The following is a 25,488-nucleotide window of genomic DNA, read 5'->3' as shown; positions in this document are numbered from 1 at the left end:
CTAGATTTAGAGCCTGTGTATTTTAAAAACAACAGAAAAAAGACTATCCACTGCCGTATCATCCAGCAAAAGATAGTCCTTCTCTCTACCGCTTCATTCCGTTAGCTACACCAGCTTCTTCCGAATATACCCCGAGATCAGATCAATGATCGTGATCATCACGATAATGCCTAGTAGAATAATGCCGACACGCGGCCAGTTGCGTGTGCTGAGTGCAAAGATCAGCGGTGTCCCGATACCACCTGCGCCGATCACACCGAGGATCGTGGCAGAGCGAACATTTATTTCGAACCGATACAATGTATAGTTCAGGAATCCCGGGATGACCTGCGGCAAGATGGCAAACCAGAGTTGCTGCAACCGGGTTGCTCCGGAAGCCAGTAACGCTTCGGACGGGCCATAGTCAATATTTTCAACCTCATCCGCGTACAGTTTACCCAGCATCCCGATCGAGTGAAGTCCAAGGGCTAACACCCCCGCGAATGATCCGGGGCCTACAGCCTTGATGAACAAGAGAGCCATGATAATTTCAGGAAATGTACGGATGAAACTAAGCATCATTTTACCCGCACCCGAGATCGCCCGATGTCCACTCATGTTCCGTGCAGACCAGAAGGCAAACGGGATACAGAGCACAGCAGAGATTACAGTACCCAGTACAGAGATCGCCAGAGTATCCAGCAGTCCGCGCAACAAATCCTCGCCTTCAGGCAAATAAACGAAATTCCAGTCGGGCGAGAAAATACCCGCAATAATAGCTTTCATGATCTGTCCCGCAGTTTCCTTGAATCCGGTAAAAGGTACGCCCGCAAGCGCCCACGCATAAACCAGAATTAACAGCAGAATGATAAGCCAGCGGAGCGGATTTTTCCGTGGCTTGGGTCTTGGCCGAATACGGCTCGCTTCATTTTTCATCATAACAATTTCTCCCGCAGCTTAGTGCTCACATAGTCGATAATCAGAACGATGGCCAATGTGAAAATAATAATGGTATTCGTCTTGTCATACTCCAGGAATCCAAGTGTCGCTTCGTAATAAAGTCCGATACCACCCGCTCCAACGAGTCCAAGGATGGCGGCGGCACGTACGTTAATTTCGAAGGCATACAGTACATAGGACGTGAACTGGGCTGCCAGTTGCGGCACCACACCATAGACAATAAGCTGAATACGGTTCATGCCCACAGCAGTCATCGCTTCAAGCGGCCCTTTGTCAATCGTCTCCAGCGTTTCATAGGTGAGCTTGGCGATCAGACCTACCGAGAATACAGCCAGCGCGAGAATACCCGGAACCGGCCCCAGTCCAAATACAGCAACGAACAACGCCGCCAGCAACAAGTCCGGAACCGTCCGAATCAGATTCAGCAGAAAGCGTGCCGGATAATAGATCCAGCGACTTGGCATGAGATTCCCCGCACAGATGATGGAGATCGGAATGGCAAGAATGGCACCAATCGTGGTTCCGATCAAAGCCATCCGGATCGTCTCCAGCATGCCCTGCACGATATTGTCAAAATAACTCCAGCGCGGCGGAAACATCTCCTTCAGCAGCTTCCACATCTCCGGGCCACCTGTGAACAGTTCTGCAAAGCTCGCATCCGTCTGCTTGGCACTCGCCCACAAGAGCAGCACAATGATGACCAGCGTTAGCAGATGTTTGGTCTTTCCCGGTGGTTTGGGGCGATTCACGATCTGCTTCGGGCTGGAGCCAGGTTCCTTGCCTACGTCTGCACGCCCTTCATGTTCAAGTGAAACGCTGGTTTGTCCTTTCATACCAGTACTTCTCCCTGCTCATGCACTGCCTGCTTGTCCAGCAATTCATCCGCCAGAATCGGTCTGCCGTAAATTTCAGCAAAACGCTCATCCGTTGCCTCTTCCACCGGACCGTCGAATACAACTTCGCCTGCCCGCAAACCAACAATACGTGTCGCATACTCTCTCGCCAGATCAATAAAGTGCAAATTAACAATCGTTGTAATGCCGAGATCCTGATTAATCCGTTTCAGGTCATCCATGACCTGTTTCGTTGTCAGCGGATCAAGTGAGGCCACCGGTTCATCGGCCAAAATAATTTTTGCTTCCTGAGCGAGTACACGGGCAATCGCCACACGCTGCTGCTGTCCACCAGACAACTGATCTGCACGAGAGTAAGCCTTCTCGGAGATATTCACCCGATCCAATGCATCAAAGGCCAGTTCTACATCCTCTTTTGGAAAACGACCCATTATGGTACGAAGTGTAGAATGGTACCCCACCCGACCAGCCAGTACATTGCGTAACACGCTGGATCGTTTCACCAGATTGAAGCTTTGGAAGATCATGCCGATATCCCGCCGGATCAGACGCAGGCGTTTGCCCTGTGCCTTGGTGATGGAGCTGCCGTTAATCAGAATTTCACCTTCACTAATATCATGCAGCCGGTTGATCGACCGCAGCAATGTGGATTTGCCTGCACCAGACAATCCGACCACCGCGATGAATTCTCCCTGCTTGAATTGCAAATTTATGTTATTGAGGCCTTTCGTGCCGTTTGCATACGTTTTGGTCACGTTATGAAGCTCAATCATCGCGTTAATCCTTCTTTCATCCATAATATTTATCGATATAAGTTGAACTAAAGGTTGATTTACACAGGCACTTCGATCGCAGAATAATGTGTAAATTAAAAGTTCAACATATATCGTTTCCGCTGTTTCCAGCAGAAACTTATAATAACGGCACAAGCCAGAACAGCGTCAATTACGCTGAACTGGCCTGTTCACTGTGCAAAGTCATGATTTGCTTGTTGGAACGAAAAACTACTCGGTTTTCACTTTCTCGTTATACTGGCGAACGATATCAAACTTGCTGTCATCGGACTCCACATAACCTTCGTGCGTGTAGATTTCTTTGATGATCTTGTGACCTTCCGTATCTTTACCGATATCGATGAAGGCCTGTTTGATCTTCGCTGTCCAATCTGCGTTCATGTCGGTACGAACGGCGATCGTATCGTTAGGAATAGGCTCAGTGAAGGCAAGAACGCGTGTGTCTTTGAATACATTCGGGTAGTCTTTAGATACTGTGTTACGGGCATCCTGGAAAATAGCGGCTGCATCGACGTCACCGTTCAACACGGCCAGAACAGCTTGGTCATGACCTTTAACGGTCACAGGCTGTACATCCTTGAGCGGATCAATGCCGCGATCCAGCAACAAGGCTGCCGGCCATACATAACCAGCGGAAGATGTTACGTTCTGGTAAGCCATTTTCTTGCCTTTCAGATCCTCTACCGATTGGATCGGGGAGTCTTTTTTGACAATAATCATGGATTTATACGAATCTGCCAGTTGCTCTGTCGGAGCGCCAGTCTCATCATTCACACCGAAACGTTGTGCTTGCAAAATGACTTGTGCTGCTCCTTTTTCTTTCGCAAGTACATAAGCTGTTGGAGGCAAGAAACCTACATCTACTTTTTTGGAAGCCATCGCTTCGATAATCGTGTTGTAGTCCGTGGATACGCTGACTTTTACCGGGATACCCAGCTTGTCGCCAAGCAGTTTTTCCAGCGGTTTTGCTTTTGCTTCAAGGGTGTCTGCATTCTGTGAAGGAACGAATTGCACAGTCAGTTCCGTAGGGACATAACCTTCAGCGGTTTTGTCTTTCTCTGCTGTGTCGGTTGATGTGCCGGACGCGCTTGAATTGGCTTCAGCGCCATTTGACGAATTGGATGTAGCGTTAGACCCACATGCACTCAGGAACAGTACCAAAATCAACAATGGTAAGAATAAAGCAGACTTCTTCAATCGAACACCCTCCAAAAGTTTTTCTGATTTTCAATACTTGTCTACTATAATTGGCAAATATTTGCGCGATGTGAAACGAAATTTGGAGTTTTGTAAAGTTTCCTGGCAGGCTGTCAGCGTCACATTCTTCTGTTAAAATAGGCTCATTATGGTCGATGAATTCAGAGGAAATACGCCTGGATTAAGGCTTATCACCTGTTGTTAAGACGATTTCTTCTGCTTCTTTCTACGGTTTATGCCATATATCTAAACTTATATATTAGAGGAGATTGTAAAATGACACGCATTCCCCCTACGACAAACTTCGATATCCTGTTCACCAGTGACCTTCACGGGGCGATTCGCCCGATCCATTACAATACCAACGCATATCGTCATGCTGGTCTTGCTTTGCTGACTTCCCTGATTCGGCAGGAACGTGAACGGTCGCCCGAATTGCTATTAATCGATAATGGAGACTTGCTGCAAGGCTCCCCTCTGGCTTCTTACGCAGCTTCTCATGCACCCCAAGCGCAGACGCATCCTTTTATTCACGTCTTAAATGAGCTTGGATACGATGCGGCTGTGATGGGCAATCATGAGTTTAACTATGGTCAGGAGTTGCTACGCGGTGCGGTGGAAGGTTCCTCCTTTCCTTGGCTGTCTGCCAATATTCTGATGAAACGGGAAAAGCAACAAATTGTAGGACTGCCGCTTGCCCCTGAAGGAGCAGGTATTCCGGCTTTTGGCGAACCGTATCTGATCAAGACGCTCTCGACTGGCGTAAAAATCGCCTTGCTCGGCGCAACCACCCATTACATCCCCAACTGGGAGCATCCGAAAAATATTGAAGGACTTCATTTCATGGATGCACTGGATACGATTCGTACGTGGGTGAAATATATACGGGAATATGAACAACCCGACGTACTGGTGGTCAGTTATCATGGAGGATTTGAATGTGATCTAGACACGGGAGAACCTGCAGAGCGCTTGACCGGAGAAAATCAGGCATATGCCATCTGCCGAGAGATTGATGGCATTGACGTACTACTGACGGGTCATCAGCATCGCCAATTGACGGGCGAAATCCATGGGGTAACTGTAATTCAGCCAGGGTTTAATGGCAGTGGATTAGGTCAAGTGTCCGTGCAACTTCAGCAATCGCCGGACACGGGCAAATGGGTAGTAACGGAGAAAAAAGCGAAGTTGCTGTTGCTTGAGGATTACCCCGATCTAAAGCCTGATCCAGTAGTAATGAAGCTAACCACTGAGCTGGAGGCTTCGGCACAATCGTGGCTGGATCAGCCTATAGGTGAAGTAGCCGGAGACGGAGATCTATCGATCTCCAGCGCGACACAGTTGCGGCTTCAAGCGCATCCTTTTATTGACTTTGTACATCAGGTTCAGATCGAAGCGACAGGGGCACAGCTTTCCAATACGGCTATGCTTAGTGAAGAAGCTCGTGGTTTCGGCAAGCAGATTACGGTGCGTGATGTGTTATCAAACTTCATTTATCCCAACACTCTAACTGTGCTTGAACTCAGCGGAAGGGATATTCGGGAAGCTTTGGAGCAAACAGCACGATATTTCGAACTGGGCACCTCCGGCAAAGTAGTCGTTAACCCAGCGTATATGCAACCCAAACCTCAACACTACAACTACGACATGTGGGCTGGTATCGATTATGAACTGAATATTTCCCAGCCTGTAGGCAGCCGTGTTGTGAAACTGGAACGAGATGGAAAACCACTGGAGATGGATGGTACATACTCCGTCGTGATGAACAGTTATCGCGCGGCAGGCGGCGGAGATTATGCGATGTATCCCGGCAAAAAGGTGCTGCACGAAGGCGCCACGGACATGGCCGCTCTGGTGGAAGATTTCATTCGCAGGCACCAGCCGTTACAAGTTCGGGAAGTGCATAACTGGAAGGTCACCAACTGAAGTTTGGATTGTGAAAAACGAAAAATGAACAAGTACATGAAAAAAGGACGGAGCCGGGTTATCCGGTTTCGTCCTTTTAAAACAATGAATCCGAGAGAAGCAGTACAATGAGAAAAGCCCCTAACCAGAACAGAAACAAATTTGCAGTTGCGGTTGCCCATTTGCTTTTGCCCGAATGATAGAACGCCCAGCATAATAAGGAAGCTAACACACCAATGGGATACGTAGCCATGAGGACTGCCGCAATTGTATCTAACAATGGATGTGCACCTGATTCCCGATAGGCATATAAATACACACTCATGATCAGTACAACCGGATAGGGCAAAAGGGTTATTCCATAAATCGCATTGAAGAATATGAGCCGATATGCAAGTTTGGGATTTTTCAAAACAGATGAACAACCTCCTTGTGAACACCAAACTCATTTCAGTATATCCACCTGTTTCTATCATGTCATGGTATATTTTTCCATTAATTAATCAGTACATATCCACGTATATCTCCTTTCAAACAGCAACCTGTTTGTGCATTCTATTGATGCGTCCGTAGTGGTAAGCGAACAGGATCAGTCCCAGCGCACTTGTAATGATCTCCGTTACTGTCATAGACCAGATGATGCCTGTAAGGCCATAGAATTTATGGAAAACGATAATTACCGGAATAAACAGCGTGCCTTGGCATATTGCCATGATATTGGTCGGGATGCCTTCTCCTGCCGCTTTGAAAATACCCGTAAACAGTCCTGTTAATCCAGTGAACAGAGCAGAGATCAACATGGCCACCAGAATCGAACTTCCCGCCTCCAGTACGGCTATATCCGAAGAGAATAACCGAATTACAGATTCCTTGAACATATAAACGATGCCTATGAAAAGAACACCAATACCGATGATATACAGCGAAGCCTGCTTATACGTAGCCTTTAAACGACCAAACTTCTTACTCGCGAAACTGTGTGCCACCAGTGGGATAATCCCCATAAAGATACCCATCGCCAGAAATTCGGGAAGCTGCACAACCCGTAAAGCAATACCGAATCCAGCGACTACGCTTTCTCCATAGATCATGGCATAATGGTTCAGTAGCAGCGTAGATACGATTAGAAACGAGGTCTGCAACAACTCGGAAACTCCAATTTTGAATACTTCCATCTGGTCTTTGACCTGAAGTTTCCAATGTCCCAGAAACCCTCTCAAATTCTCGCTGCGGCGGGACAGAAACCAAACATAATAGGCTGCGGAACAAGCATTGGCTAATACAATGGATAATGCGGCTCCAATCACATGCCAATTCAATACCAGGATCAACAGCACATCCAGAACGATGCTGGCTGCGATGCTAATAAACATGCCGATCATGGATTCTTTCGAAGCCCCCTCCGACCGAACGAGCTGTTCCAGCGCAAAATTAAGAATAACGATAGCCCCTCCTGCCAAAAGTGTAATGGCATATTGACTGGTGTATTCATATACAGCCTGATCCGCTCCCAGTCCCTGAACAATAGGTGAGATGAATAACCAGGCAATCAGGGCAATGAGCAAACCGATACCTAAACTAGAATAAAAGGAATACCCTGCGACCCGTTTTGCTTTTTCCTTCTCTCCCGTTGCCGCCAAGCGTGTAATGAATGTGCCACCACCCACCCCGAACATATTGCCAAAAGCCATTAATACCGTAAAAATCGGCAGTCCCAGCGTGATAGCGCTAAACATGCCTGTATCATGAACCAGACCGATAAAAAACGCGTTGATAAGGTTATACACTGTCCCCGCAGACATACCAAGCATCATCGGAATGGACAGATGCATAATCGACTTGTGGACGGGCGCTTTGTCCAGATAATAGGAGTTTGAATGTTTTTCTTTCATGGTAACCTCCACCTTTCTTAACCACTTAACAATTAGATTTCTAAGTATTACTGCAAAAAAACACCAAGTTAAATTCATCATCATCTGCAAGGGAAATTAAAGCTTGATACACTTAATTCCATAATTCCATGATTACATGTAGAACTACGGCCACAATTACAGCTATATTTACAGTTTGATTAATAGAACACTAATAGTTCGAATTCTAAGTTTTTACCTAAGAGCAGTTCATCTGCTCTATATATCCCCAGTCATCGTAATCAGCCTTATAAATTCTGATTAACCTTGGTCAGCAAACGCATCAATGTTGCCTGCTCTTCCTCTGACAGGCTTTTCACGATCTCGTTCTCCACGGTCGAAAACATCTGCTCTATATCCTGAATCACTTTCTCGCCCTTCGGCAATACATACAGATTCTTTTGCCGCTCGTTATTCGCTGGAATTTTACGAACGATATAACCGTTCTTCTCTAGTCCTTTTAACATACTTGTAATCGTTGCATCTCTGCGGTTGAATACGTCAGCCAGATTTTTCTGAATTAATCCTTCGTCCTGGTGCTCGTAGATATATCCAATGATTCTTCCTTGCTGTGCGTTCAATCCCAGTTCGTTCACCTGCTCATCCGCTTTGCGTTTGATCTTGATGCCGATCGTTTGAAATAGATCCGAATACGGCGTATTTTCGCGCATAATTCTCTCCTTCCTGTTCTGCTTCCTCTCTAATTTGTTTCATCACTGTTCTCTTACTTACTCAATCTCTAACTCAGACTCAGACTCAAAATCTAAATGTTAGATATCTAACTATTCGCAAACTAAATATACAACTGCGGCTTCCTCTCTGTCAAGAATCAATTTTTCTTTCTTTACTGCACATATCAACATATCAAAAAAGGATTGAAGCCCCCTTCCGGGCTCCAATCCTTCCGCTGTTACACCGCTAGCCTGAGTCTACATTACCGTCTTTACACCGACCGGAAGGAACAGTCCCTCCCTCGCTTCCTACGACTCTCCTGCTTGCTTCAAGCCACCCGCACACTATTGCGCCTTTTTCCGCAACTGACTGTTATATAAATCACTATAAAATCCACCCTGTTTCAGCAGTTCATCATGTGAACCCTGCTCCAGCAGTTTCCCGTCCTTAAGTACCAGAATCCGGTCGGCCTGACGGATCGTATTCAGCCTGTGGGCAATGACAAAGCTGGTGCGGCCATGCATCAGACGTTCCAGCCCCTCCTGAATTTTGATCTCAGTCACCGTATCAATGCTGCTGGTCGCCTCGTCCAATACCAGAATGGACGGATCAGCCAGGATGGCCCGGGCAATAGCAAGCAATTGCTTTTGTCCTTGGCTAATACCGCTCCCGTCCGCCTGAAGCACCCGGTCATACCCGTTCTTCATTCGCATAATAAAGGAATGTGCATTCGCCAGCTTGGAGGCAATCTCCACTTCTTCATCGGTTGCATCCAGACGTCCGAACCGGATATTTTCACGAATCGTTCCCTGGAACAAAAATGAATCCTGCAATACAAACGCCATGTGCGACCGCAGGTTTTCCCGCCGAATGGTTGTCATCTTGTGCCCATCCACGGTAATCGTTCCACTTGTCGGATCATAAAAGCGGGACAAGAGCTGAATCAGCGTTGTTTTGCCTGCTCCTGTTGGACCGACCAGCGCTATCATCTCGCCGGGCTTCGCTTCAAAACTAATCCCGCGCAGAATATCACGCCCCTCATCATATCCAAAGGAAACCTTATCGAACCGAACGTTGCCCTGAATGTTATCCAAGGCAATGGCAGCCCCTTCATCCTTGGATTCCTCATCCTCATCCAGCACCTCGAACACCCGCTCTGCCCCCGCGATCGCAGACAACAGCGTGTTCCACTGATTCGCCAGATCGTTCAACGGACGTGTGAATTGACGCGCGTACTCTACAAAAATAATGATGACCCCTACCGTAACGGAACCCTGTATCGCCAAAATACCGCCAATCCCCGCGACGATTGCAAAGCTCAGGTTGTTGAGTCCATTCATCAGTTTGGGAATAAAACCTGAAATCGTCTGTGCCCAGAACGCGGAAATACGAATGCGCATATTACGCTCCTCAAAGCCGCGAATGACCCGTTCTTCCTGCGAAAAGGCCTTGATGATCCGCTGTCCGGATAACGTTTCCTCAATATAACCGTTGAGTTCACCCAGATTGCGCTGCCGCTCTTTGAAAAGCGGACCCGTTCTGCGCGTTATCCAGCGCATCCCCACAGCCATTAGAGGTACAACAATAAAGGTGAGTAACGTGAGCAACGGACTGAGCCACAACATCACGCCTAATGTGCCGATTAGCGTTAACACACTCGAAAAAATCTGAATTGCCGAGCTGTTCAGCGTACTGCTGACGTTCTCAATATCGTTGGTGACCCGGCTCATAATCTCACCTTGCTGACGCTTGCCAAAGAACGGGATCGGCAGCTTATGCAGATGAGCAAACAGATCATAACGCATACGGAATACCGTCTCCTGAGCAATCTCAATCATCCAAATATTCTGGAGCCAGGATGTAAGCGAAAAGAGTACATACACCGCTACCAGTCCGAGTAGAAACCAGGTCCAGCTGGAACTGGTCGACTCTCCTTCGATAAATTGGTCAACGGCCACGCCGACCATATAAGGCCCAAGCAGAGCAAGGGCTGAGCTGGCAAATACCATCAGTAACACAAGTGAAAGCTTGATTTTGCGGCGTGAGAGGTAGCTCCAGATCCGACCAAGCGTGCCTGACCAGTTTTTGGCTCTCGCTTTCGGCTTACGCTGGCCTCCTGAACGGAGTGACTCGGAATCCAGAACGGGCCGTGGCTGACGGAAAGGCTCAATGAGTGCTTTGAACATACTGTGCGCCCTCCCCATATTGTGATTCATGAATTCGGCGGTATAACTCCGACGACTCCATCAAGTCTTCGTGTTTTCCCTGTCCAATCAAGCGTCCATCATCCAGGAGCAGAATCAGATCGGCCGAAGTGGTTGAACTGATCTTCTGTGTAATCAGAAACGTCGTACAGGAGAGATCTTCCAGTGCACCTAGAAGCCTGCCTTCAGTAGCTACATCGAGAGCACTTGTACTGTCATCCAGAATAAGAATGCTTGGACGGCGTACCAAAGCTCTCGCAATGGAGAGGCGTTGCTTTTGTCCACCCGAAAGGTTAACACCCCTTTGACCGAGCAACGTATCGTATCCGTTCGGCAACTGCTCGATGGTCTCGTGAATCTGAGCCCGTTTTGCCGCTTCCACAATCTCTTCCATCGTGGCATCTTCTCGTCCCCAAGCAATGTTTTCACGCACAGAGCCCGTGAACAGTACGACTTCCTGAGGAACATAACCAATGGCTTTACGAAGGGTCGGCAGATCCAGCTCGGATGCATCTGTAGCATCAATACGCACCTCACCTTGTTCTTCCGTATACAGGCGTGGAATGAGCTGCACCAGAGAGGATTTTCCTGATCCGGTAGCCCCCATAATAGCAATTCGCTCACCTGCTTTTGCCGAGAACGTGATATCTTCAAGCACTTTAATCTCACTGTTGGGATAACTGAATCCTACACTGCGGAACTCCACTTCACCTTGTACGGTACGTTGGTCCTGCTCATGCACATGCTGTATGGAACCAGAACTATGCAAAGGAGCCAACGAACTTTGGGTATCCGTATCCGTGTGTCCGGCCTGTTCCCGCTGACCCGTACGCTCCGTCTCTGACGTATCCTCGGTTTCAAACACTTCATTCAGACGCTGTGCTGAAGCACTCGCCCGTGAAAATGTAACCAAAATCCAGGAAAGCGCCGACATCGCCCCAATGGTACGCAATAGATAGTTAATCACCGCAACGACTTCACCAACGGTTGCCGAGCCTGATACGATGTCCTTCCGCCCAAACCAAAGTACGGCGATAATACAACCGTTCATCATCAGTAGCATGAATGGCATCGTGGTCTCCGTCAGGCGCAGCGCGGAGATCGTGCCTTTCATCAGCTTGCCGCTGAAGCTGGCAAAGCGTTCAATCTCGTGGCCCATCCGTACAAAAACACGGATCAGCCGGATGCCTGTCAGATTCTCCTGGATGACACCGTTCACGGCATCCAGTCTGCGCTGCACATTGCGGAACAGCAGCGCTGCCTTTTTAATCATCCAGATCACAACAACCAGCAACACCGGCACCATAACAACAAGCAACAATCCCAGCCTCGGACTGACCACCACTGCCATGATCATGCTTCCAATCACCACGAGCGGAACACGGGTCATAAAACGAAGACTCATAAAGATGGTATCCTGCACCTGAGTCACGTCACCGGTTAACCGGGTGATTAGCGATGAGGTCGCGAAGCGATTAAACACTGCATAGGAAAACGTTTGCATCTTGTCATACAGCTTCTCTCGCAGATCATACCCGAATCCAAGACTCGCATGCGAGGCAAAAAACGAACTTGCAATCCCGGCGGCAAATGCGATGACCGCACTGCCAACCAGCACGCCCCCCCACATCCATACGACGGTCAGGTCTCCCTGCTGGATGCCATTATCAATGATTTTCGAGATCAGATAAGGCTGAGCCAGCTCCACTGTTAATTCAATCAGCATCATAACTAACGCTGCAATGGCGGCGACCCGGTACTTTTTCAAGTGAACGAACAGCTTGAGCATTCCCATACCTCCGGCCCGGAGCACGTTACTGGCGATACCGCATTACAATCACACCGTCAGCTCCGTTATTCTCTTTCTTTAAAGCTATGTAAAATTTCACGTAACCAATACGACTATTATATCGCATTTTCCATCTGCACACCGTTATGTTCTTCTCATTCTTAGTATTAACCTCAAATTTTAACCTGCAATCGAATCCTGAAGAACATGCTGGCTTAATCAAAATAAAATACCCGAGGCAGCGTCGCCCGTTGCCTGGGCATCCTTTTACAGCTGTTTCAACGCGGTGCCCACGTACTCACGGCGTTCTTTCACATACGTGCGAATCTTCTCCGGTTCATTCAGAAAGACATTCATGGGCCACTTCATATAAGGGTCGTTCCCTACATCTTCCCGAATTCCATCGTGTAATCTATATACTAGCGGCATGATTCTTTTCTCCGTGAAGGCACGCTCCAGATGCTGTTTCATTAGTCTTTTATACTGCTCACGAAACGTACGAAATGCGAGTATTCGCCCCGTCAGTTTGTTATACCCCTGAATGCGAACCAGATTCGGATTGACCTTGGCCCCGTAACAGTTCCTACCCCAGGTTCCTTCGTAATCCCAAGGCAGAATGCCATATTTTCCACTTTTCACTTTTTCGTACCATGTATAGTTCTGATGAAATCCGTCAAAATTGCCTGTCAGCACAGCTCCGCTCAACCAGCGCAAATAGTTGTCAATATCCACCCGTGATTGTAAAAAACGAAACAGATCCATCTTGGACTTCATATTCAATTGTTGAATAAACCTGCGTAGTCTTTGGCGGTCCTCCACATTGCCGCGAATCAGGCTGTATCCGGACAACTGGCTGTTTTCTGAATGAGTTGATCCGGTTGATAATGCAAAATTGGCGTTGTCGTTGACGGCGTAGAAAATACTCCGGACAGGCATTCTCCGCTGGCGAAAATAAGAAGACTTCACGCCTTCAATTCTTACATACACCCCCGCGAGTTGATCATTGAGATACAGCACACAGTGGCGCGTAGCAGGCGCCGGAACTCGAATGGATTCAAAGAACTGAAATGAAAGTGCGTTCCGCAGCAGTGAAGGGTCATCATATTCCGCATTGAAGTGGAACGTACGGCTTGCCGTGCGAATCTCGAATGATTTTTTCTCATAAGCGCGTGTATGTCCACCCCGGTACCGAATTCGAATGGGAAGCTGCTTGCCGTCCATCTGCATCGTGCCGTTCACAAACGTTTCTGACCATATGTTCGATGTTAATCGCTGGTATTCATTCGTCGACACATGGATGTGGTAGACAGGTAGAGTCATTTCCATCCGCCTTTCGGTCACCTGTGAGTTAAGCCCGTAGGCTATTACATCATCCTATGCACAAGCACAGCAGGCCGTAAGGGCTAATGCACAGCCCATTTATGGAACCATCCGCGAAGTCACAGTGTAAATTTGCTGAAAATATATCACACCAATCTAAAAATTACCATTTTTCTCATAGATTACTGCCAATTTGCTATACAAATGGTTGTCTGCTGGTTCCTCAGATGCTAGGTACACATATGATTAAACTACAGACAGACTCCAATGACGAGTGGCAGGGATTCAACGAACATCAGCGAACAACCGTCAGCGGCCTATCTGAACTTATATCTGGGAAGGGGCAAAATACAATGTCTATGAATGGTCAGGGAATGAGAGGTTTGGTTGGAAGAGAAGTCAAGATTAATCGCGGTGGACCCGATTCAATCCAAGGCACATTAATGGATGTACGCTGGGACTACATGGCTGTGAGCTGCAAAGAAGGTATGGTGTATGTGAATGATGCTCATGTCAAAAGTATTACTGACACAGGTCGTTCCGGCGGAGCCAGAGGACCTATGGGGAATCCGATTCCGGCGAACACATTCCTTGGCGTGATGCAGGCACTTCGCTTCCGTCCTGTACAGATCAACCGCGGAGGCCCGGAAAAAGTGGAAGGCATCCTGGCCGATGCCAACCAGAGTCAATTAATTCTGACTTTGAAAAATCAGGAGATCATCCGCATTCCTTTACAGCATGTGAAATCCGTCTCCCTGGTTCGCGGAAGCAGCAACAACAATAGCAATAACAACGGCAACAACGGTAAAAACACAAGCCAAGGGAATAAAACACAAAATACGCAGTCCGGCGGCAATCGTTCCCAAGGGAATCGCAGTGCAGGCAACCAAGCGTGCGGAAACAAATCACAGGGAAATAAATCGGGCGGAAACAAATCACGGGGAAATCAATCACGCGGAAATAAGTCCGGAGGCAGACGGTAATTTGTAAACAACAACAAACGAAGCTACTACCAGTTTAAAGGGGGGAATGATCATGCTGATCTTTATCGCAATCGTCTTGACAGGTGTGCCTTTGTATTGGATTGTTATGCCGGGAAGGCCCACTTCGACTCATGAACATCTGAAACAGTCTTCACAAGGACTTCTCCCCCTGGGAGGTGAATCACAGTAAATGCCTGATTACCAGTTGTGGTTAACCTTCGGGGTATTTATCATCACAGTCATTTTCCTGATGTGGCGGCCTGGCGGATTAAATGAATCGATTCCCACTTCGCTTGGGGCGCTGCTTCTTATCCTGACCGGTGTAAGCAGTTTGGGGCATATCCTGGGCATTTTCGAAATTGTATCCGGCGCAGCGATTACGATTCTCTCCACCATTGTCATGTCCATTATTCTGGATAGCATCGGCTTCTTTCGCTGGATCGCTGTGAACATGATTGAAAAGGCACGGGGTTCAGGCTTCCGATTGTTCTGGCTGATTCTATTACTTTGTTTTCTCATGACCATCTTCTTCAACAACGACGGCAGCATACTGATCACTACCCCCATCATCATTCGAATCTGTTCCATGTTACGTCTGAAAATCCACCAGCAGTTGCCCTACCTAATCTCCGGTGCACTCATTGCTACGGCTTCCAGCGCTCCGATCGGACTCAGTAATCTCGCTAACCTGATCGCCTTAAAAATGGTTGGATTAAACCTGAACACCTACACTCAGATGATGTTTGTGCCATCCATGCTCGGAATTATCGCCATGACTTTGCTGTTACTCTATTATTTTCGCAGAAGCATACCCAAGGTTATTCACCAGTTCCCCGTATCCATGCAAAGTTCATCTCGATCAAGTTATCACCCACTGAAGACAACAGAATCCGAATCGGATAACTCCAAAACGAACGTAGACTGGTGGTTGTTCCGTGTCTGTATCGGGATTGTTGTATTGATCCGGGCAGGATATTTCCTCGCTGAGCAAATCGGTGTACACATGGAGATTGTCGCCATTACCGGTGTGGTTCTGATGCTTGCTGTACGGTGGTATCGTACACGATCCGGACTGAAAGATGTCGTCACACAGACGCCGTGGCATATTCTTCTCTTTGCCTTCAGCATTTATATTATCGTGGACAGTCTTCACCGAGCCGGGATGACCACATGGATTACCGAATTTACAGGCCCGATTGCCGAAAGAGGCAATGCCAGTCTGATTGCCGTATCCGGATTATTACTAACGGTGCTGTCTAATTTGTTCAACAACTTGCCCTCGGTCATGATTGGAACATTCGCCGTTACTGATCTTCATTTGAGTGATACTCAACTTCATCTGGCATATCTCGCTAATATACTAGGCAGTGACATCGGAGCATTATTGACACCCATAGGCACACTTGCCACCTTAATCTGGATGTATATATTACGGACCCACCATATTCGAGTCTCATGGAAACAGTATATGAAAGTAACCTTCATTGTGATACCCATCAGTTTAATTATCAGCCTATTTTCCTTATATATTTGGGTGGCTATGCTGTATTGAGAGGAGGTATACTGTGAAATCTGCAACGACGTGGTTAGGTAAAACGATAGAGTTTGAATTATCCGGCTGTAAACTACCGATCCAAGGCGAGGTTATTGATGCAGGAGAGGACATTATAGTGGTTTATGGGAATCAACGCTACATTTATGTGCCGCTTCACCATATTCAAACGATGCATTTTACGAAATCAGAGGAAACTTCAACTAGCTCGGACGTACCTGCACCTGATCCCGAAATGGACCATGACAACATCTCTTATCGAAAAGTACTAATGAATGCCCGCGGAAGATTCAGTGAAATTTCCATTGGTGGGCGAACGCTGCATGGTTATATTACCAGCATCATGAACGATTATTTTATCTTCTATTCTCCGTTGCACCATTCGGTCTATGTCTCCATCCATCATCTGAAATATATTATCCCTTCTCCCTCCAATAGCAGACCGTATGCGATGGAACATCAACATTTCCCCATACAGCCATCATCCATCTCACTCTCTCGCACACTCGATCAACAGCTGCAAAAAATGGCCGGAGAACTCGTCATCTTAAATCTGGGTTACAAGCCCGAACAGACAGGATTGCTCAAAAGTATCAACGACAAGTTGCTTGAAGTCATTGATGCTGAAGGTCGTGCGCGGTTCATGCACACCAGCCATGTTCAAACGCTTCATTTACCGTAATGGTTAAAATAGAACGCAAACAGGGATATTCCGGAGATTGGCATTGTGACCTGGAATATCCCTGTTTCATTTTTTTTGTGACTCATTATTCCATTCTTCCGCTCGCATCTTTACTTGTTAATCATTAATCTGTGTGCTGGCGATTTAACTGTCTATATATTGCTTATTTAATTCCTTTAGCCTTAGCCATGTGCTCGGCCCGAATCTGATGATCCGTTGAATTCACTGCGTTCAGCATGTTCCAGATCGCCTGAGTATCCTGTTCTTGATATAAGGTCTCCGGAAGTTCTGTCTCCAGTCGTTCTGTTTTGCGTTGAATGGTCTCCACCAATTCATGATCATAAATAATCATTTCATCGGAATTGACATACCTTACGGCTGGATCAACACTGATCCGGCATCGATTCGTGAACGTCACCATGGAAACCAGCCGAACACGCTTGTAATCCCCGAGATGTGCCTGAATCGCTTCAACATGGGCGCGGTGCTGCAAGAGCGGATTATACATTTTGACCCTGCTGCTGCTCACGGACCAATTCGCTTCGCGGCGGCCCCCACGAATCTCTCCAGTTGTCAGATTCCGGGTTTCGATGACAAAGATCGCCCGCGGGCCAATCACGACATGATCAATCTGGGAATATCCCGAACGTGACTTCGGATTGGTAACCAGCAGATCGTTCAACACTTTATATTCACTGGGCAAACCAAGCAGTAATTCGGCGGTTGTTGGTTCTTGCGGTGTGCTGATCCAATCGGGTTCAGACTTCTTCTTTTTGCGCCGACTACGAGCCAGACGGGGAGGAATTGCTGTAACTGGCGGCAGAGCCGAAGCTGCAACAGAATCGGTAAGCGGGCTCACAAGCTCTGGCTGCGTCTTGAACAGAGACCAAATTTTCTTGAACATGGGCAAGCTCCGTTCTATTTGGAATGGTTAATGAAATATGGCTTATGAATTATGGTTTATGTAGATGTTTAGTACCTTTCACATGTAAACTTCTATACCTTATGTCGGATAAAGTCGAACAAAAATAAAGAGACATTGACCAAATTCATTGTTTCGTTAAATGCGCACGACAGTATATACCCAAACCCGAGACTTTAGACGCACAACAAACCCACCAATAAGTCCATATCCAATCCATACCCAGTTCATTTCAAATCCATATGAAGTTCCCTTCAATTCCAATATATAAAGAAAAAGCAGCATCCCCTTTTCCCTAAGCAAAAGAGTCCGCTGCTGTCTTCCCATGTTCATCTTCTACGCCTGGAGATAGTACGTGTACAGTACTTGTGTACCTTTCTCATCCAAGCCATCCTTCGATATTTCCTGATAGAGCGATTCCGCCAGAGCCAGTCCCGGTGTGTTCATGCCCATCGCTTGAGCAGACTCCAGTGCAATGCCCATGTCTTTGATAAAATGTTTCACATAGAATCCAGGCTCATAGTCGCCTGCGATCATGCGCGGACCCAAGTTGCTGAGGGACCAGCTTCCGGCTGCGCCGGTCGCAATACTCTTCAGCACATTCTCCGCGTCCAGTCCCGACGTCTTGGCATAGGCGAGTGCTTCGCATACGCCGAGCATGCCAGAGGCGATAGCAATCTGGTTGCACATTTTGGTATGCTGTCCGGCGCCCGGCTTGCCTTGTAGCACAATGTTGGTGCCCATCTGTTCAAAAATCGGACGCACCGCTTCAAAAGCTTGCGCGTCACCACCCACCATAATGGACAGCCTGCCGTCCCGTGCGCCGATATCGCCGCCGGATACAGGCGCGTCCAGAGCATGCAAACCTTTAGCCTCCGCAGCTTCGGCAATGCGCGCAGCCAGCAGCGGGCTGGAAGTGGTCATGTCAATCAGTGTTGAACCTGGTTTGGCATGAGCAACAAGCCCGCCTTCTCCGAGATATATCTCCTCGACATCCTTCGGATAACCGACCATGGTAATGATTACATCACAAGCAGCAGCGAGTTCCGCAGGCGTTTCATGCCAGACAGCTCCTTCTTTTACGAGCGCTTCTGCCTTAGCGGCAGTGCGCGTGTATACATGAAGCGGATAGCCTGCACGCTGAATGTGACCAGCCATGCTTTTTCCCATAACGCCTGTTCCAATAAAGCCTACATGAATCTCTTCAGGTGATTTAGTTGATTGTGTCATCGCAAGTTTCCTCCCTTTTATCTTGAGTGATCCACAGTGATTGATTGATCGATAGTGATATTTAGTGCTGTATAGTTCATTTGAGTGCTACATAGCGTTGTTGAGTGATGCAAGTGCTTGTCCATACTCTGGTGAAGAGAATGTAGATACGGAGTCGATTGCGATTAGGGACACCGATGTGGGCGAGTAAGTGGATACTGATGCTACCATCCGCTAACGATCACCAGAAACGCTATTTGAGCAGAATCACACCTTTTTATACTCTAACGATCTCAGGAAAGCTTATTTTCGGGAAGTGGTTCGAAAACGGGCGTTAATCTTCTCTTTTCAGTAAAATAAGGCTTCTGGTGATCGTTAGAATTCCAAAACTCCCCATTTCGCTTAAATAAGCTCATCTGAGATCGTTAGAATATTTAAGTGGTGAGCGAGTGCTCACTTCTCATACCTTCTACTCCATACCTTGACCAATACATTATATCGTATATGTTATATCTTTCTTTCCCCTCCGTCCATCTCGGGCTGCTTTTTCTGTGAAAAAAACTGAAAAACGAATCATTTTCTCATAGACTGTACAATCTAACGAAAACACATTGAATGGGGAGGGGATGGACATGGGGCAGGAAAAAGGACAGATCACCATCTGGTTATCCATCTCCATTATTTTGCTCAGTGCCGGACTGGTCTGTCATGTCTTGTCTGTCCCCGCCATTCTGGATGTGGCCGGAAGGGATGGCTGGCTCTCTGTTCTCGCGGCAGCGCCATTGTTCCTGTTGTTCCTGGGTATGATGTACATCATCATCCGGCGTATTCGCGGACAGCGACTGACCGATTGGATTACCCGTGAGTTTGGCTTGGTGCCCTCCTGGATCTTTCGCATGACTGCGGTCTTGTTGCTCTTCTCACTAGGTACACACACCTTATATGAAACAACCAATTGGACGGTATCCACCTATCTCCCTTTTACACCGACCTATGTGCTAGCTGGAGGAGGTGCGTTGGTAGCTGCCTGGTCGGCAGCCAAGGGCATTCGCTCGATTGCGATGACTTCCAGCATCCTGTTGCCTCTGGTCATTCTGCTTGGCTACTTTGTCATGTCAGCCAATATGAAATACAAAGATTACAGCCAGCTCTTTCCCATCATGGAACACGGCTGGACTCCCGTTGTCCGAGGAATGATCTACTCTCTAGCCGGACTCATGGAGATTTGGGTGCTGATGCTCTTCCAACATGACATTAAAGGCAAACTACGCTGGTGGCATGTGTTGTTGCTTGGCCTCTTCATGATCAGCATGGCACTGGGGCCTACGCTAGGAGCCATTGTTGAATTCGGGCCAGAAGAAGCGGCGAAACAGCGGAATAGTCCATACGAACAGTGGAAACTCGTCAATATCGGCAAGCTCTTTCAGCACGTTGATTTTCTCTCGATCTACCAATGGCTCAGTGGTTCCTTTGCGCGTGTCGCTATCTCCATGTATCTGATGGTTGATCTGCTGGATATTCGAAAACCCAAAAAGAGATACATTGCTATCCTCTGTCTCACGCTGATCATGTGTGCTTTTGCTATTCAGTGGTGGCGTATTGATTACGTTGATTATTATGTCGATCACATACAATTTCCGGCCATGCTCGCTTATGTGGCAACCATCACCACTCTTCTGACACTGGCCGCTCTTATTCACAAAAAGGACAAGGAGGCTCCTGCTCATGGTTCAGACGCCGCGAACGATACCACCCCGTCCAGAAACTAAACCGTTCCGTATCGATCAGCATCATCTGGAAACCTATTTCGCAGGCTCCGATGATGTTATTATCGACAGCCACCGGCTTGGTGACGGACAGATGAAGCTCGTTGTCGCTTATTGCAGTGGCATGATCGATACACAGATTATCCATGACATCATCTTGCCGGAAATGAAACGAACCTACGAAATCACACATTTCATTCACAAGCCTGACATTGAAAAAAATATTAACCTGCAATGGAACAACGTTGACCTTGATGATGCGCAGTATGGAACGGAGTTAATATCGCTTCGTGTTTTTGAAGGGCATCTGCTCCTATGCCTCCCCTCTCTGCAGACCATGTGGAGCGTCGATATCTCCAACATGGCTACACGAACACCAGAAGAATCAACGACAGAGGTCTCGATCCGCGGAGCAAGGGATGGTTTTATTGAACCACTCGCTGTCAATGTATCCTTGATCCGTAGCCGTTTGCGTACTGCCGAACTTGCTTGCAGCATCGAACTCATCGGATCACGTTCAGCAACCAAAGTGGCTCTGATGTATATGAAGAACATTGCCAATCCAGAGTTGATCAAGGATATCAAACATCGTCTCCATGCCATTCAAACCGAACGCCTGATGACGGCAAATGATCTGGAAGAGTTGCTATCACCCGCCAAAATCACCTTGTTTCCCTTAACGCATTACACGGGTAGACCGGATTTTGCATCGGAATGCTTGCTGAGCGGTCGCTTTGTTCTAATCGTAGATGGCAACCCCAGCGTGATCATTGGCCCTGTGAATCTGTTTCTGCTACTCAAGTCACCAGAGGATGCCAGTTTCCCCTTCCTTCCGGTGAACATGGGGCGCTTGCTTCGATTCATCGGTCTATTTGTCACTATATTTCTGCCCGGTTTCTATATCGCTCTGACATCTTTCCATATGGATCAAATCCCGTTTCCACTCGTCGCAACGATATCTGTCGGTCGCATGGGACTTCCCATGGAGTCTGGCATTGAAATGTTTCTCATTATGCTACTGATGGAGCTGTTCCGGGAAGCAGGCGTCCGTTTGCCCAGCGCCATTGGACAGACGTTAACCGTGGTCGGTGGTCTGATTATCGGAGATGCCGCCATAAGGGCCGGTATGGTCTCTCCGCTTATGATTGTCGTCATCGCCATCACTGTTGTAGCCGGAGCAACCATTGTCAATCAAGTCATGACCAGTTCTATACTCATTTTGCGCTTTCTTTGCTTTATCTTGGGAGCGACACTGGGGATTTACGGGTTCATCCTGTCCATGATCCTGTTCCTGATCTATCTGACGGACTTGAAATCGTTTGGCATCCCTTATCTTACGCCCTTAACACCGCTGAATTTTAAACAAGCCATTGCCTCTCTGTTCAAAGTCCCGACGGGTTTGGGGAAACGCAGACCTGTCTACCTGGAGACACAAAAACCCCGTAAGGATGGCAAAGGTCGATGAGCCGCGTACTACACCGCTGGTTGCTAGGTGTGTTAAGTCTGGTATTTTGCCTTATGACCACGGGGTGTTGGAGTGCATATGAGATCCAGCAGGTGGATTATGCGAAGGCGATTGGTATTGAATATAAGGACGGCATGTATCATATTTACGTGCAAACTCTTGATTTTTCAAGTATAGCCAAAACGGATAATTCAGGGAAAACAGCCGAATCCCCTCCCATCTGGGTCGGACATGCTCAAGGGAAAACGATGAGCCTTGCCATGAACGAGTTATGGCGTGCATCACAGCTCCACATTGCTTGGGGGCATGTGACAGCCATCGTTATGGCAGAGAGCGTGCTGAACAACCAGCACATCAAGGATGTTTTCGACATGCTCGGACGATTTCCGGAAGCACGATATACCACATGGGTATACGGTACGCGGGAGCCTTTGCTGGACATTCTGAGCACCGCTTCGATCTACAACTTGTCTCCACTGGACAGCATTTTGCACAATCCGTTGCCCAGTTACATGGAAAATTCGCTGTTTGCGCCTGTACTCAGCTTCGAACTGATTGCCAAGCATAATGATCCTGCAACTACGACGTATCTGCCTGTCATTGCCTTAAACAAGGACTTATGGCTGCAAAATAAAAAAGAACATGACTTGTTCCTGATTGAAGGAGCTTATTTTGAAAAAATGGGAGAGAAGTTTAAATTTTTGTCGCGAGACGAATTGTCTGGCTATCATTGGTTGATCAAAGGTATGCGCCGGGCTCCTCTATTGGTTCAAAAAAACGGTGTAATCTACGGGGCACTCAGTGTCGGTCTGCCCACAATAAAAATAGAACCGATCATCCGCGGAGAGAAAGTTACCTTCAAAATTGACGCCAAATATCTGACCGCCCTGTATGAATATCTCGTTCCCATGTCATATGACGAAATGACCCGAGTAAGCGAGGATACGCTTAAAGAGCAGATCATGGAAACTTATCGAAATGGATTACAACGGGGAGTGGATGTCTATGGTCTACAAGAAAAACTGTATCGCAAAAATCCAAAACTGTGGCACAAGTTATCCGGAGATGGGGAAAACCTCATTCTTACGGAGGATTCCATTGAAACTTTAAATATTCACCTGACGATTCCGTATACTGGGAAATACAAAAGGAAAGTGTAAAGGAAGAAACCCTTCTGCCGATAACAAAACATGTTCAGCAGGAGGGCTTTTAGGCATCTTTTTTTCAGATCAGATGGTTACGAAAGCAGGTTTTCCGCAACCAAGCACTGCAATCTGACAAGTAGTAAAATGTTGCTATCAGGCCTTGGAGTTGGTGCGTAAGCGCTGCACCTGTTCCAGCACCCAACCGATGATGACTGCGAAAGACACGCCAAACAGCAAAATCGGGAAGTTGTAGTATAGCGTATTCGTATATTGGTTCAGCCAGCCAAAACGATACACTGCCGATTCCGGGTCATGTGTATAACCGTTAAGCTGCACACGCAGGTCTTCAAAGATGTAGATTTCCCAGAAGACAGACAATACACACAATGCTGCCGCAACAACACTGACCACCGCATTGCCCCATTTGCCCCAGTACTCACGTTGGTCATAGAACCACCATTTCGTGACATATGCCGTCCAGAAACATAAGATCAGAAAAGTAAGCACGGATGGAAATAAAGCAAGAATGCCCAAATTGCCATTCCCAGATACACCTTTACCCATTTCATGCTTGATCGTCATTCCATCTACGGCAAAAACCATGAGCACATTCCATATCAGGAAGATCAGATACGGCTTGTTAATGCGTTTGATTGCCTTCATTTTACCCTCTCCTCTCCTATCCCGGCTCACTTCCAATAATAATCCATCACTCGTAATCGAGTAACGAGAATCATAAGTTGTGGGATAAACACAAAGGCAATATACACCAGAATAATTAACCACAGATGGGCGGCAAAATGTTCAGCACCAAACGATGGCTTTGGTCGCTCCACAAAGTACCACCATATTGGAATAGCCACGACCCATGTTAAGGATGTCGAAGCCAGCATGTCCTTCACACCACTCCAGAGAAAGCAAAATAACGCAGCAAATAAGATTGGAACCGTCCATGAGTTCAATATAGGGCCCCAGCTCTGAAAATAGAAAATGATGGCGGGATACAGAAGAATAGTCGTCCATCTCCAGATTGGATTTTTATAAATCCTCATATTTGACCTTCCTCCTTGTTTAACCTGTGTTTAACATCGATGCCCTCATGCCCTGCCTTGTTACATCCTAATTATTTCGATAGGGATGCATCGCATCCTTAAAATTCAGGCATGTTTTTGGAAAAAATAGCTCATACTACTTTCAGGAAAATATTGAAGGAGTGACAACATGAGTTTAAAACGTATCGTTGCTATTGGAGCGATTCTGGCATGTACATCTCTAGTTTGGGGATGCGGTAACGGCAACAACAGCAATAACATGCCTACTGCCGAGCAAACGAACCCGAGCGAACAACAAACCCGAAGCTGGGGAGATCCCAAACGGTTAGAAGCTTCTCACCTGGAAGCTCTGGAAAGAATGGAGAAGGATCATATCCATCGCATGGTTTCTCTGAGCGTTAACACGGATGGCGATCAGGTCATGACAACGCTGGAGCGTTCAAGTCAAAAACTTGAAGAGATGAGACCACTCGCCGAGATGCTCCAGTATGAAGGCCACCCTGCTTTGTTACAACGAATTCAGGAAATGTCAGGAGATATTGAGGGCTCCAAAAATGCAGTCACCGAAATGAAAAACAATCCTCCATCCGGAAAAATTAAAATCCAGTCTGCGAAGACAGATGCCCTGCACCATATCAACAGTTTTCGTGACTATCATGAATATGTACAAGGTCAGGTCAAGGTGATGAATAAGTAACAACAAGTCTCCTTTATCTCAGGCCAGCCACATATATTATAAATAGTTAGACTCGGAGCCTTTGATCTGCCGATTCTAACTATTTCTTCGTTATCGTCATATCTATGGTTATTGAGACATACGCCTTGCTTTGCGATCTTCCCGATCCGCTTCCTCCATTTTACGAATATATCGTTTGAGTTCCTCTTTATGGGCTTCAAGTTCGGCAAGTTTAGTGGAGGCTCCTTCTACAAAAGACTGCATTTTGGAGGTTAATTCGGTTGCCGATACCCCTACCCAATCCTGCTGCAATCTTCCATGGATCGTTCGCATTTTCTGCTCCTGCTGCATAAGCCGTTGTTGTAACTGTTCACATTGCTGAACTGCTCTTCTTAAGTCTGATAAGGATACGGAAATTCTGCCCATGTCCTTCCTCCTGTTAGTCTGAATAA

Annotated in this window: 24 protein-coding genes; 9 read left to right on the top strand and 15 right to left on the bottom strand. The window is 47.2% G+C overall.

What is annotated here, in order from left to right; all coding sequences use genetic code 11:
- Nucleotides 1-105 precede the first annotated feature (105 nt).
- The 4 genes from phnE (Q9R46_RS00685) to Q9R46_RS00670 form a co-directional block, all read right to left on the bottom strand.
- Entirely contained in the window at nucleotides 106-918 is an 813-nt protein-coding gene (gene phnE, locus Q9R46_RS00685) for a phosphonate ABC transporter, permease protein PhnE (protein WP_090917666.1), read from the bottom strand.
- Complete coding sequence (gene phnE, locus Q9R46_RS00680) at nucleotides 915-1,772, bottom strand: phosphonate ABC transporter, permease protein PhnE (protein WP_311278570.1); 858 nt, start codon at nucleotides 1,770-1,772, stop codon at nucleotides 915-917. Before phnE (Q9R46_RS00680) ends, phnE (Q9R46_RS00685) begins: the two co-directional genes overlap by 4 nt.
- Nucleotides 1,769-2,566 carry a phosphonate ABC transporter ATP-binding protein gene (phnC, locus tag Q9R46_RS00675; RefSeq protein ID WP_311278569.1) on the bottom strand — a complete coding sequence of 266 codons (798 nt, stop codon included), beginning with the start codon at nucleotides 2,564-2,566 and terminating at the stop codon, nucleotides 1,769-1,771. The genes phnE (Q9R46_RS00680) and phnC overlap by 4 nt, the downstream gene beginning before the upstream one ends.
- Nucleotides 2,567-2,797: 231 nt before the next feature.
- Nucleotides 2,798-3,784 (bottom strand): phosphate/phosphite/phosphonate ABC transporter substrate-binding protein, encoded by a 987-nt coding sequence (locus Q9R46_RS00670; RefSeq protein ID WP_090917662.1) that lies wholly within the window; start codon nucleotides 3,782-3,784, stop codon nucleotides 2,798-2,800.
- Between the two features lie 276 nt (nucleotides 3,785-4,060).
- Here Q9R46_RS00670 and Q9R46_RS00665 point away from each other — a divergent pair, with 276 nt between their 5' ends.
- Nucleotides 4,061-5,710, top strand: a complete 1,650-nt coding sequence (locus Q9R46_RS00665; RefSeq protein ID WP_311278568.1) for a bifunctional metallophosphatase/5'-nucleotidase — start codon at nucleotides 4,061-4,063, stop codon at nucleotides 5,708-5,710.
- Nucleotides 5,711-5,786: 76 nt separating this feature from the next.
- Here Q9R46_RS00665 and Q9R46_RS00660 read toward each other — a convergent pair whose 3' ends face one another.
- From Q9R46_RS00660 to Q9R46_RS00635, 6 genes are all read right to left on the bottom strand, one after another.
- Nucleotides 5,787-6,101 (bottom strand): hypothetical protein, encoded by a 315-nt coding sequence (locus tag Q9R46_RS00660; RefSeq protein WP_311278567.1) that lies wholly within the window; start codon nucleotides 6,099-6,101, stop codon nucleotides 5,787-5,789.
- Between the two features lie 118 nt (nucleotides 6,102-6,219).
- Nucleotides 6,220-7,581 (bottom strand): MATE family efflux transporter, encoded by a 1,362-nt coding sequence (locus tag Q9R46_RS00655; RefSeq protein WP_311278566.1) that lies wholly within the window; start codon nucleotides 7,579-7,581, stop codon nucleotides 6,220-6,222.
- Nucleotides 7,582-7,847: 266 nt separating this feature from the next.
- Nucleotides 7,848-8,270 carry a MarR family winged helix-turn-helix transcriptional regulator gene (locus tag Q9R46_RS00650; protein WP_145333077.1) on the bottom strand — a complete coding sequence of 141 codons (423 nt, stop codon included), beginning with the start codon at nucleotides 8,268-8,270 and terminating at the stop codon, nucleotides 7,848-7,850.
- Nucleotides 8,271-8,615: 345 nt separating this feature from the next.
- Nucleotides 8,616-10,457: an ABC transporter ATP-binding protein gene (locus Q9R46_RS00645; protein WP_311278565.1), complete on the bottom strand. Its 1,842-nt coding sequence runs from the start codon at nucleotides 10,455-10,457 to the stop codon at nucleotides 8,616-8,618.
- The gene (locus tag Q9R46_RS00640; protein ID WP_483874817.1) at nucleotides 10,438-12,264 is read right to left on the bottom strand and encodes an ABC transporter ATP-binding protein; all 1,827 of its coding nucleotides are present in this window, start codon (nucleotides 12,262-12,264) and stop codon (nucleotides 10,438-10,440) included. The genes Q9R46_RS00645 and Q9R46_RS00640 overlap by 20 nt, the downstream gene beginning before the upstream one ends.
- Nucleotides 12,265-12,531: 267 nt before the next feature.
- A complete protein-coding gene (locus tag Q9R46_RS00635; RefSeq protein WP_311278563.1) occupies nucleotides 12,532-13,590 on the bottom strand; it encodes a CotH kinase family protein in 1,059 nt (352 codons plus the stop codon).
- Between the two features lie 347 nt (nucleotides 13,591-13,937).
- On the opposite strand from Q9R46_RS00635, the gene Q9R46_RS00630 reads away from it, so the two are divergent.
- Genes Q9R46_RS00630 through Q9R46_RS00615 form a run of 4 tightly spaced genes read left to right on the top strand, consistent with a single transcriptional unit; the run spans nucleotide 13,938 to nucleotide 16,801 of the window.
- Nucleotides 13,938-14,567 carry an LSm family protein gene (locus Q9R46_RS00630; protein ID WP_311278562.1) on the top strand — a complete coding sequence of 210 codons (630 nt, stop codon included), beginning with the start codon at nucleotides 13,938-13,940 and terminating at the stop codon, nucleotides 14,565-14,567.
- Between the two features lie 52 nt (nucleotides 14,568-14,619).
- The gene (locus tag Q9R46_RS00625; protein WP_167375667.1) at nucleotides 14,620-14,757 is read left to right on the top strand and encodes a hypothetical protein; all 138 of its coding nucleotides are present in this window, start codon (nucleotides 14,620-14,622) and stop codon (nucleotides 14,755-14,757) included.
- On the top strand, nucleotides 14,758-16,119 hold the full coding sequence (locus Q9R46_RS00620) for an arsenic transporter (protein ID WP_311278561.1): 1,362 nt from the start codon (nucleotides 14,758-14,760) through the stop codon (nucleotides 16,117-16,119).
- Nucleotides 16,120-16,132: 13 nt separating this feature from the next.
- Nucleotides 16,133-16,801, top strand: coding sequence for a DUF2642 domain-containing protein (locus tag Q9R46_RS00615; protein WP_311278560.1), 669 nt, complete (start codon nucleotides 16,133-16,135; stop codon nucleotides 16,799-16,801).
- Between the two features lie 163 nt (nucleotides 16,802-16,964).
- On the opposite strand, the gene Q9R46_RS00610 is transcribed toward Q9R46_RS00615, so the two are convergent.
- Both Q9R46_RS00610 and Q9R46_RS00605 read right to left on the bottom strand, forming a co-directional pair.
- Nucleotides 16,965-17,705 carry a nuclease-related domain-containing protein gene (locus Q9R46_RS00610; protein WP_311278559.1) on the bottom strand — a complete coding sequence of 247 codons (741 nt, stop codon included), beginning with the start codon at nucleotides 17,703-17,705 and terminating at the stop codon, nucleotides 16,965-16,967.
- 354 nt (nucleotides 17,706-18,059) lie between these two features.
- Complete coding sequence (locus Q9R46_RS00605) at nucleotides 18,060-18,953, bottom strand: NAD(P)-dependent oxidoreductase (protein ID WP_311278558.1); 894 nt, start codon at nucleotides 18,951-18,953, stop codon at nucleotides 18,060-18,062.
- Nucleotides 18,954-19,564: 611 nt separating this feature from the next.
- Here Q9R46_RS00605 and Q9R46_RS00600 point away from each other — a divergent pair.
- Genes Q9R46_RS00600 through Q9R46_RS00590 form a run of 3 tightly spaced genes read left to right on the top strand, consistent with a single transcriptional unit; the run spans nucleotide 19,565 to nucleotide 23,323 of the window.
- Complete coding sequence (locus Q9R46_RS00600; RefSeq protein WP_186331891.1) at nucleotides 19,565-20,701, top strand: GerAB/ArcD/ProY family transporter; 1,137 nt, start codon at nucleotides 19,565-19,567, stop codon at nucleotides 20,699-20,701.
- Nucleotides 20,658-22,163 (top strand): spore germination protein, encoded by a 1,506-nt coding sequence (locus tag Q9R46_RS00595; protein ID WP_311278557.1) that lies wholly within the window; start codon nucleotides 20,658-20,660, stop codon nucleotides 22,161-22,163. The genes Q9R46_RS00600 and Q9R46_RS00595 overlap by 44 nt, the downstream gene beginning before the upstream one ends.
- A complete protein-coding gene (locus tag Q9R46_RS00590; protein WP_311278556.1) occupies nucleotides 22,160-23,323 on the top strand; it encodes a Ger(x)C family spore germination protein in 1,164 nt (387 codons plus the stop codon). The genes Q9R46_RS00595 and Q9R46_RS00590 overlap by 4 nt, the downstream gene beginning before the upstream one ends.
- Before the next feature lie 138 nt (nucleotides 23,324-23,461).
- On the opposite strand, the gene Q9R46_RS00585 is transcribed toward Q9R46_RS00590, so the two are convergent.
- Nucleotides 23,462-23,971 carry a hypothetical protein gene (locus Q9R46_RS00585; protein ID WP_311278555.1) on the bottom strand — a complete coding sequence of 170 codons (510 nt, stop codon included), beginning with the start codon at nucleotides 23,969-23,971 and terminating at the stop codon, nucleotides 23,462-23,464.
- A 26-nt stretch (nucleotides 23,972-23,997) separates the two neighbouring features.
- A complete protein-coding gene (locus tag Q9R46_RS00580; protein WP_311278554.1) occupies nucleotides 23,998-24,360 on the bottom strand; it encodes a hypothetical protein in 363 nt (120 codons plus the stop codon).
- A gap of 169 nt (nucleotides 24,361-24,529) precedes the next feature.
- On the opposite strand from Q9R46_RS00580, the gene Q9R46_RS00575 reads away from it, so the two are divergent.
- Complete coding sequence (locus tag Q9R46_RS00575; protein ID WP_311278553.1) at nucleotides 24,530-25,057, top strand: hypothetical protein; 528 nt, start codon at nucleotides 24,530-24,532, stop codon at nucleotides 25,055-25,057.
- Between the two features lie 108 nt (nucleotides 25,058-25,165).
- Here the strand turns inward: Q9R46_RS00575 and Q9R46_RS00570 are convergent, their stop codons facing one another.
- A complete protein-coding gene (locus tag Q9R46_RS00570) occupies nucleotides 25,166-25,462 on the bottom strand; it encodes a WXG100 family type VII secretion target (protein ID WP_311278552.1) in 297 nt (98 codons plus the stop codon).
- Between the last annotated feature and the right edge of the window lie 26 nt (nucleotides 25,463-25,488).

This window comes from Paenibacillus sp. RRE4 (genome assembly GCF_031844205.1).
Lineage (GTDB): Bacteria > Bacillota > Bacilli > Paenibacillales > Paenibacillaceae > Paenibacillus > Paenibacillus xylanexedens_B.
This window is presented reverse-complemented; position numbering and strand designations above follow the sequence as displayed.

Coding starts and splice junctions, on each gene's coding strand:
- Q9R46_RS00655 (WP_311278566.1), bottom strand. CDS start 7,581: ATGAAAGAAAAACATTCAAACTCCTATTATCTGGACAAAGCGCCCGTC.
- Q9R46_RS00605 (WP_311278558.1), bottom strand. CDS start 18,953: ATGACACAATCAACTAAATCACCTGAAGAGATTCATGTAGGCTTTATT.
- Q9R46_RS00580 (WP_311278554.1), bottom strand. CDS start 24,360: ATGAGGATTTATAAAAATCCAATCTGGAGATGGACGACTATTCTTCTG.
- phnC (WP_311278569.1), bottom strand. CDS start 2,566: ATGATTGAGCTTCATAACGTGACCAAAACGTATGCAAACGGCACGAAA.
- Q9R46_RS00595 (WP_311278557.1), top strand. CDS start 20,658: ATGGTTCAGACGCCGCGAACGATACCACCCCGTCCAGAAACTAAACCG.
- Q9R46_RS00645 (WP_311278565.1), bottom strand. CDS start 10,457: ATGTTCAAAGCACTCATTGAGCCTTTCCGTCAGCCACGGCCCGTTCTG.
- Q9R46_RS00600 (WP_186331891.1), top strand. CDS start 19,565: ATGGGGCAGGAAAAAGGACAGATCACCATCTGGTTATCCATCTCCATT.
- Q9R46_RS00570 (WP_311278552.1), bottom strand. CDS start 25,462: ATGGGCAGAATTTCCGTATCCTTATCAGACTTAAGAAGAGCAGTTCAG.
- Q9R46_RS00635 (WP_311278563.1), bottom strand. CDS start 13,590: ATGGAAATGACTCTACCTGTCTACCACATCCATGTGTCGACGAATGAA.
- Q9R46_RS00625 (WP_167375667.1), top strand. CDS start 14,620: ATGCTGATCTTTATCGCAATCGTCTTGACAGGTGTGCCTTTGTATTGG.
- phnE (WP_090917666.1), bottom strand. CDS start 918: ATGATGAAAAATGAAGCGAGCCGTATTCGGCCAAGACCCAAGCCACGG.
- Q9R46_RS00575 (WP_311278553.1), top strand. CDS start 24,530: ATGAGTTTAAAACGTATCGTTGCTATTGGAGCGATTCTGGCATGTACA.
- Q9R46_RS00590 (WP_311278556.1), top strand. CDS start 22,160: ATGAGCCGCGTACTACACCGCTGGTTGCTAGGTGTGTTAAGTCTGGTA.
- Q9R46_RS00665 (WP_311278568.1), top strand. CDS start 4,061: ATGACACGCATTCCCCCTACGACAAACTTCGATATCCTGTTCACCAGT.
- Q9R46_RS00640 (WP_483874817.1), bottom strand. CDS start 12,264: ATGCTCAAGCTGTTCGTTCACTTGAAAAAGTACCGGGTCGCCGCCATT.
- Q9R46_RS00620 (WP_311278561.1), top strand. CDS start 14,758: ATGCCTGATTACCAGTTGTGGTTAACCTTCGGGGTATTTATCATCACA.
- Q9R46_RS00610 (WP_311278559.1), bottom strand. CDS start 17,705: ATGTTCAAGAAAATTTGGTCTCTGTTCAAGACGCAGCCAGAGCTTGTG.
- Q9R46_RS00585 (WP_311278555.1), bottom strand. CDS start 23,971: ATGAAGGCAATCAAACGCATTAACAAGCCGTATCTGATCTTCCTGATA.
- Q9R46_RS00630 (WP_311278562.1), top strand. CDS start 13,938: ATGTCTATGAATGGTCAGGGAATGAGAGGTTTGGTTGGAAGAGAAGTC.
- Q9R46_RS00650 (WP_145333077.1), bottom strand. CDS start 8,270: ATGCGCGAAAATACGCCGTATTCGGATCTATTTCAAACGATCGGCATC.
- phnE (WP_311278570.1), bottom strand. CDS start 1,772: ATGAAAGGACAAACCAGCGTTTCACTTGAACATGAAGGGCGTGCAGAC.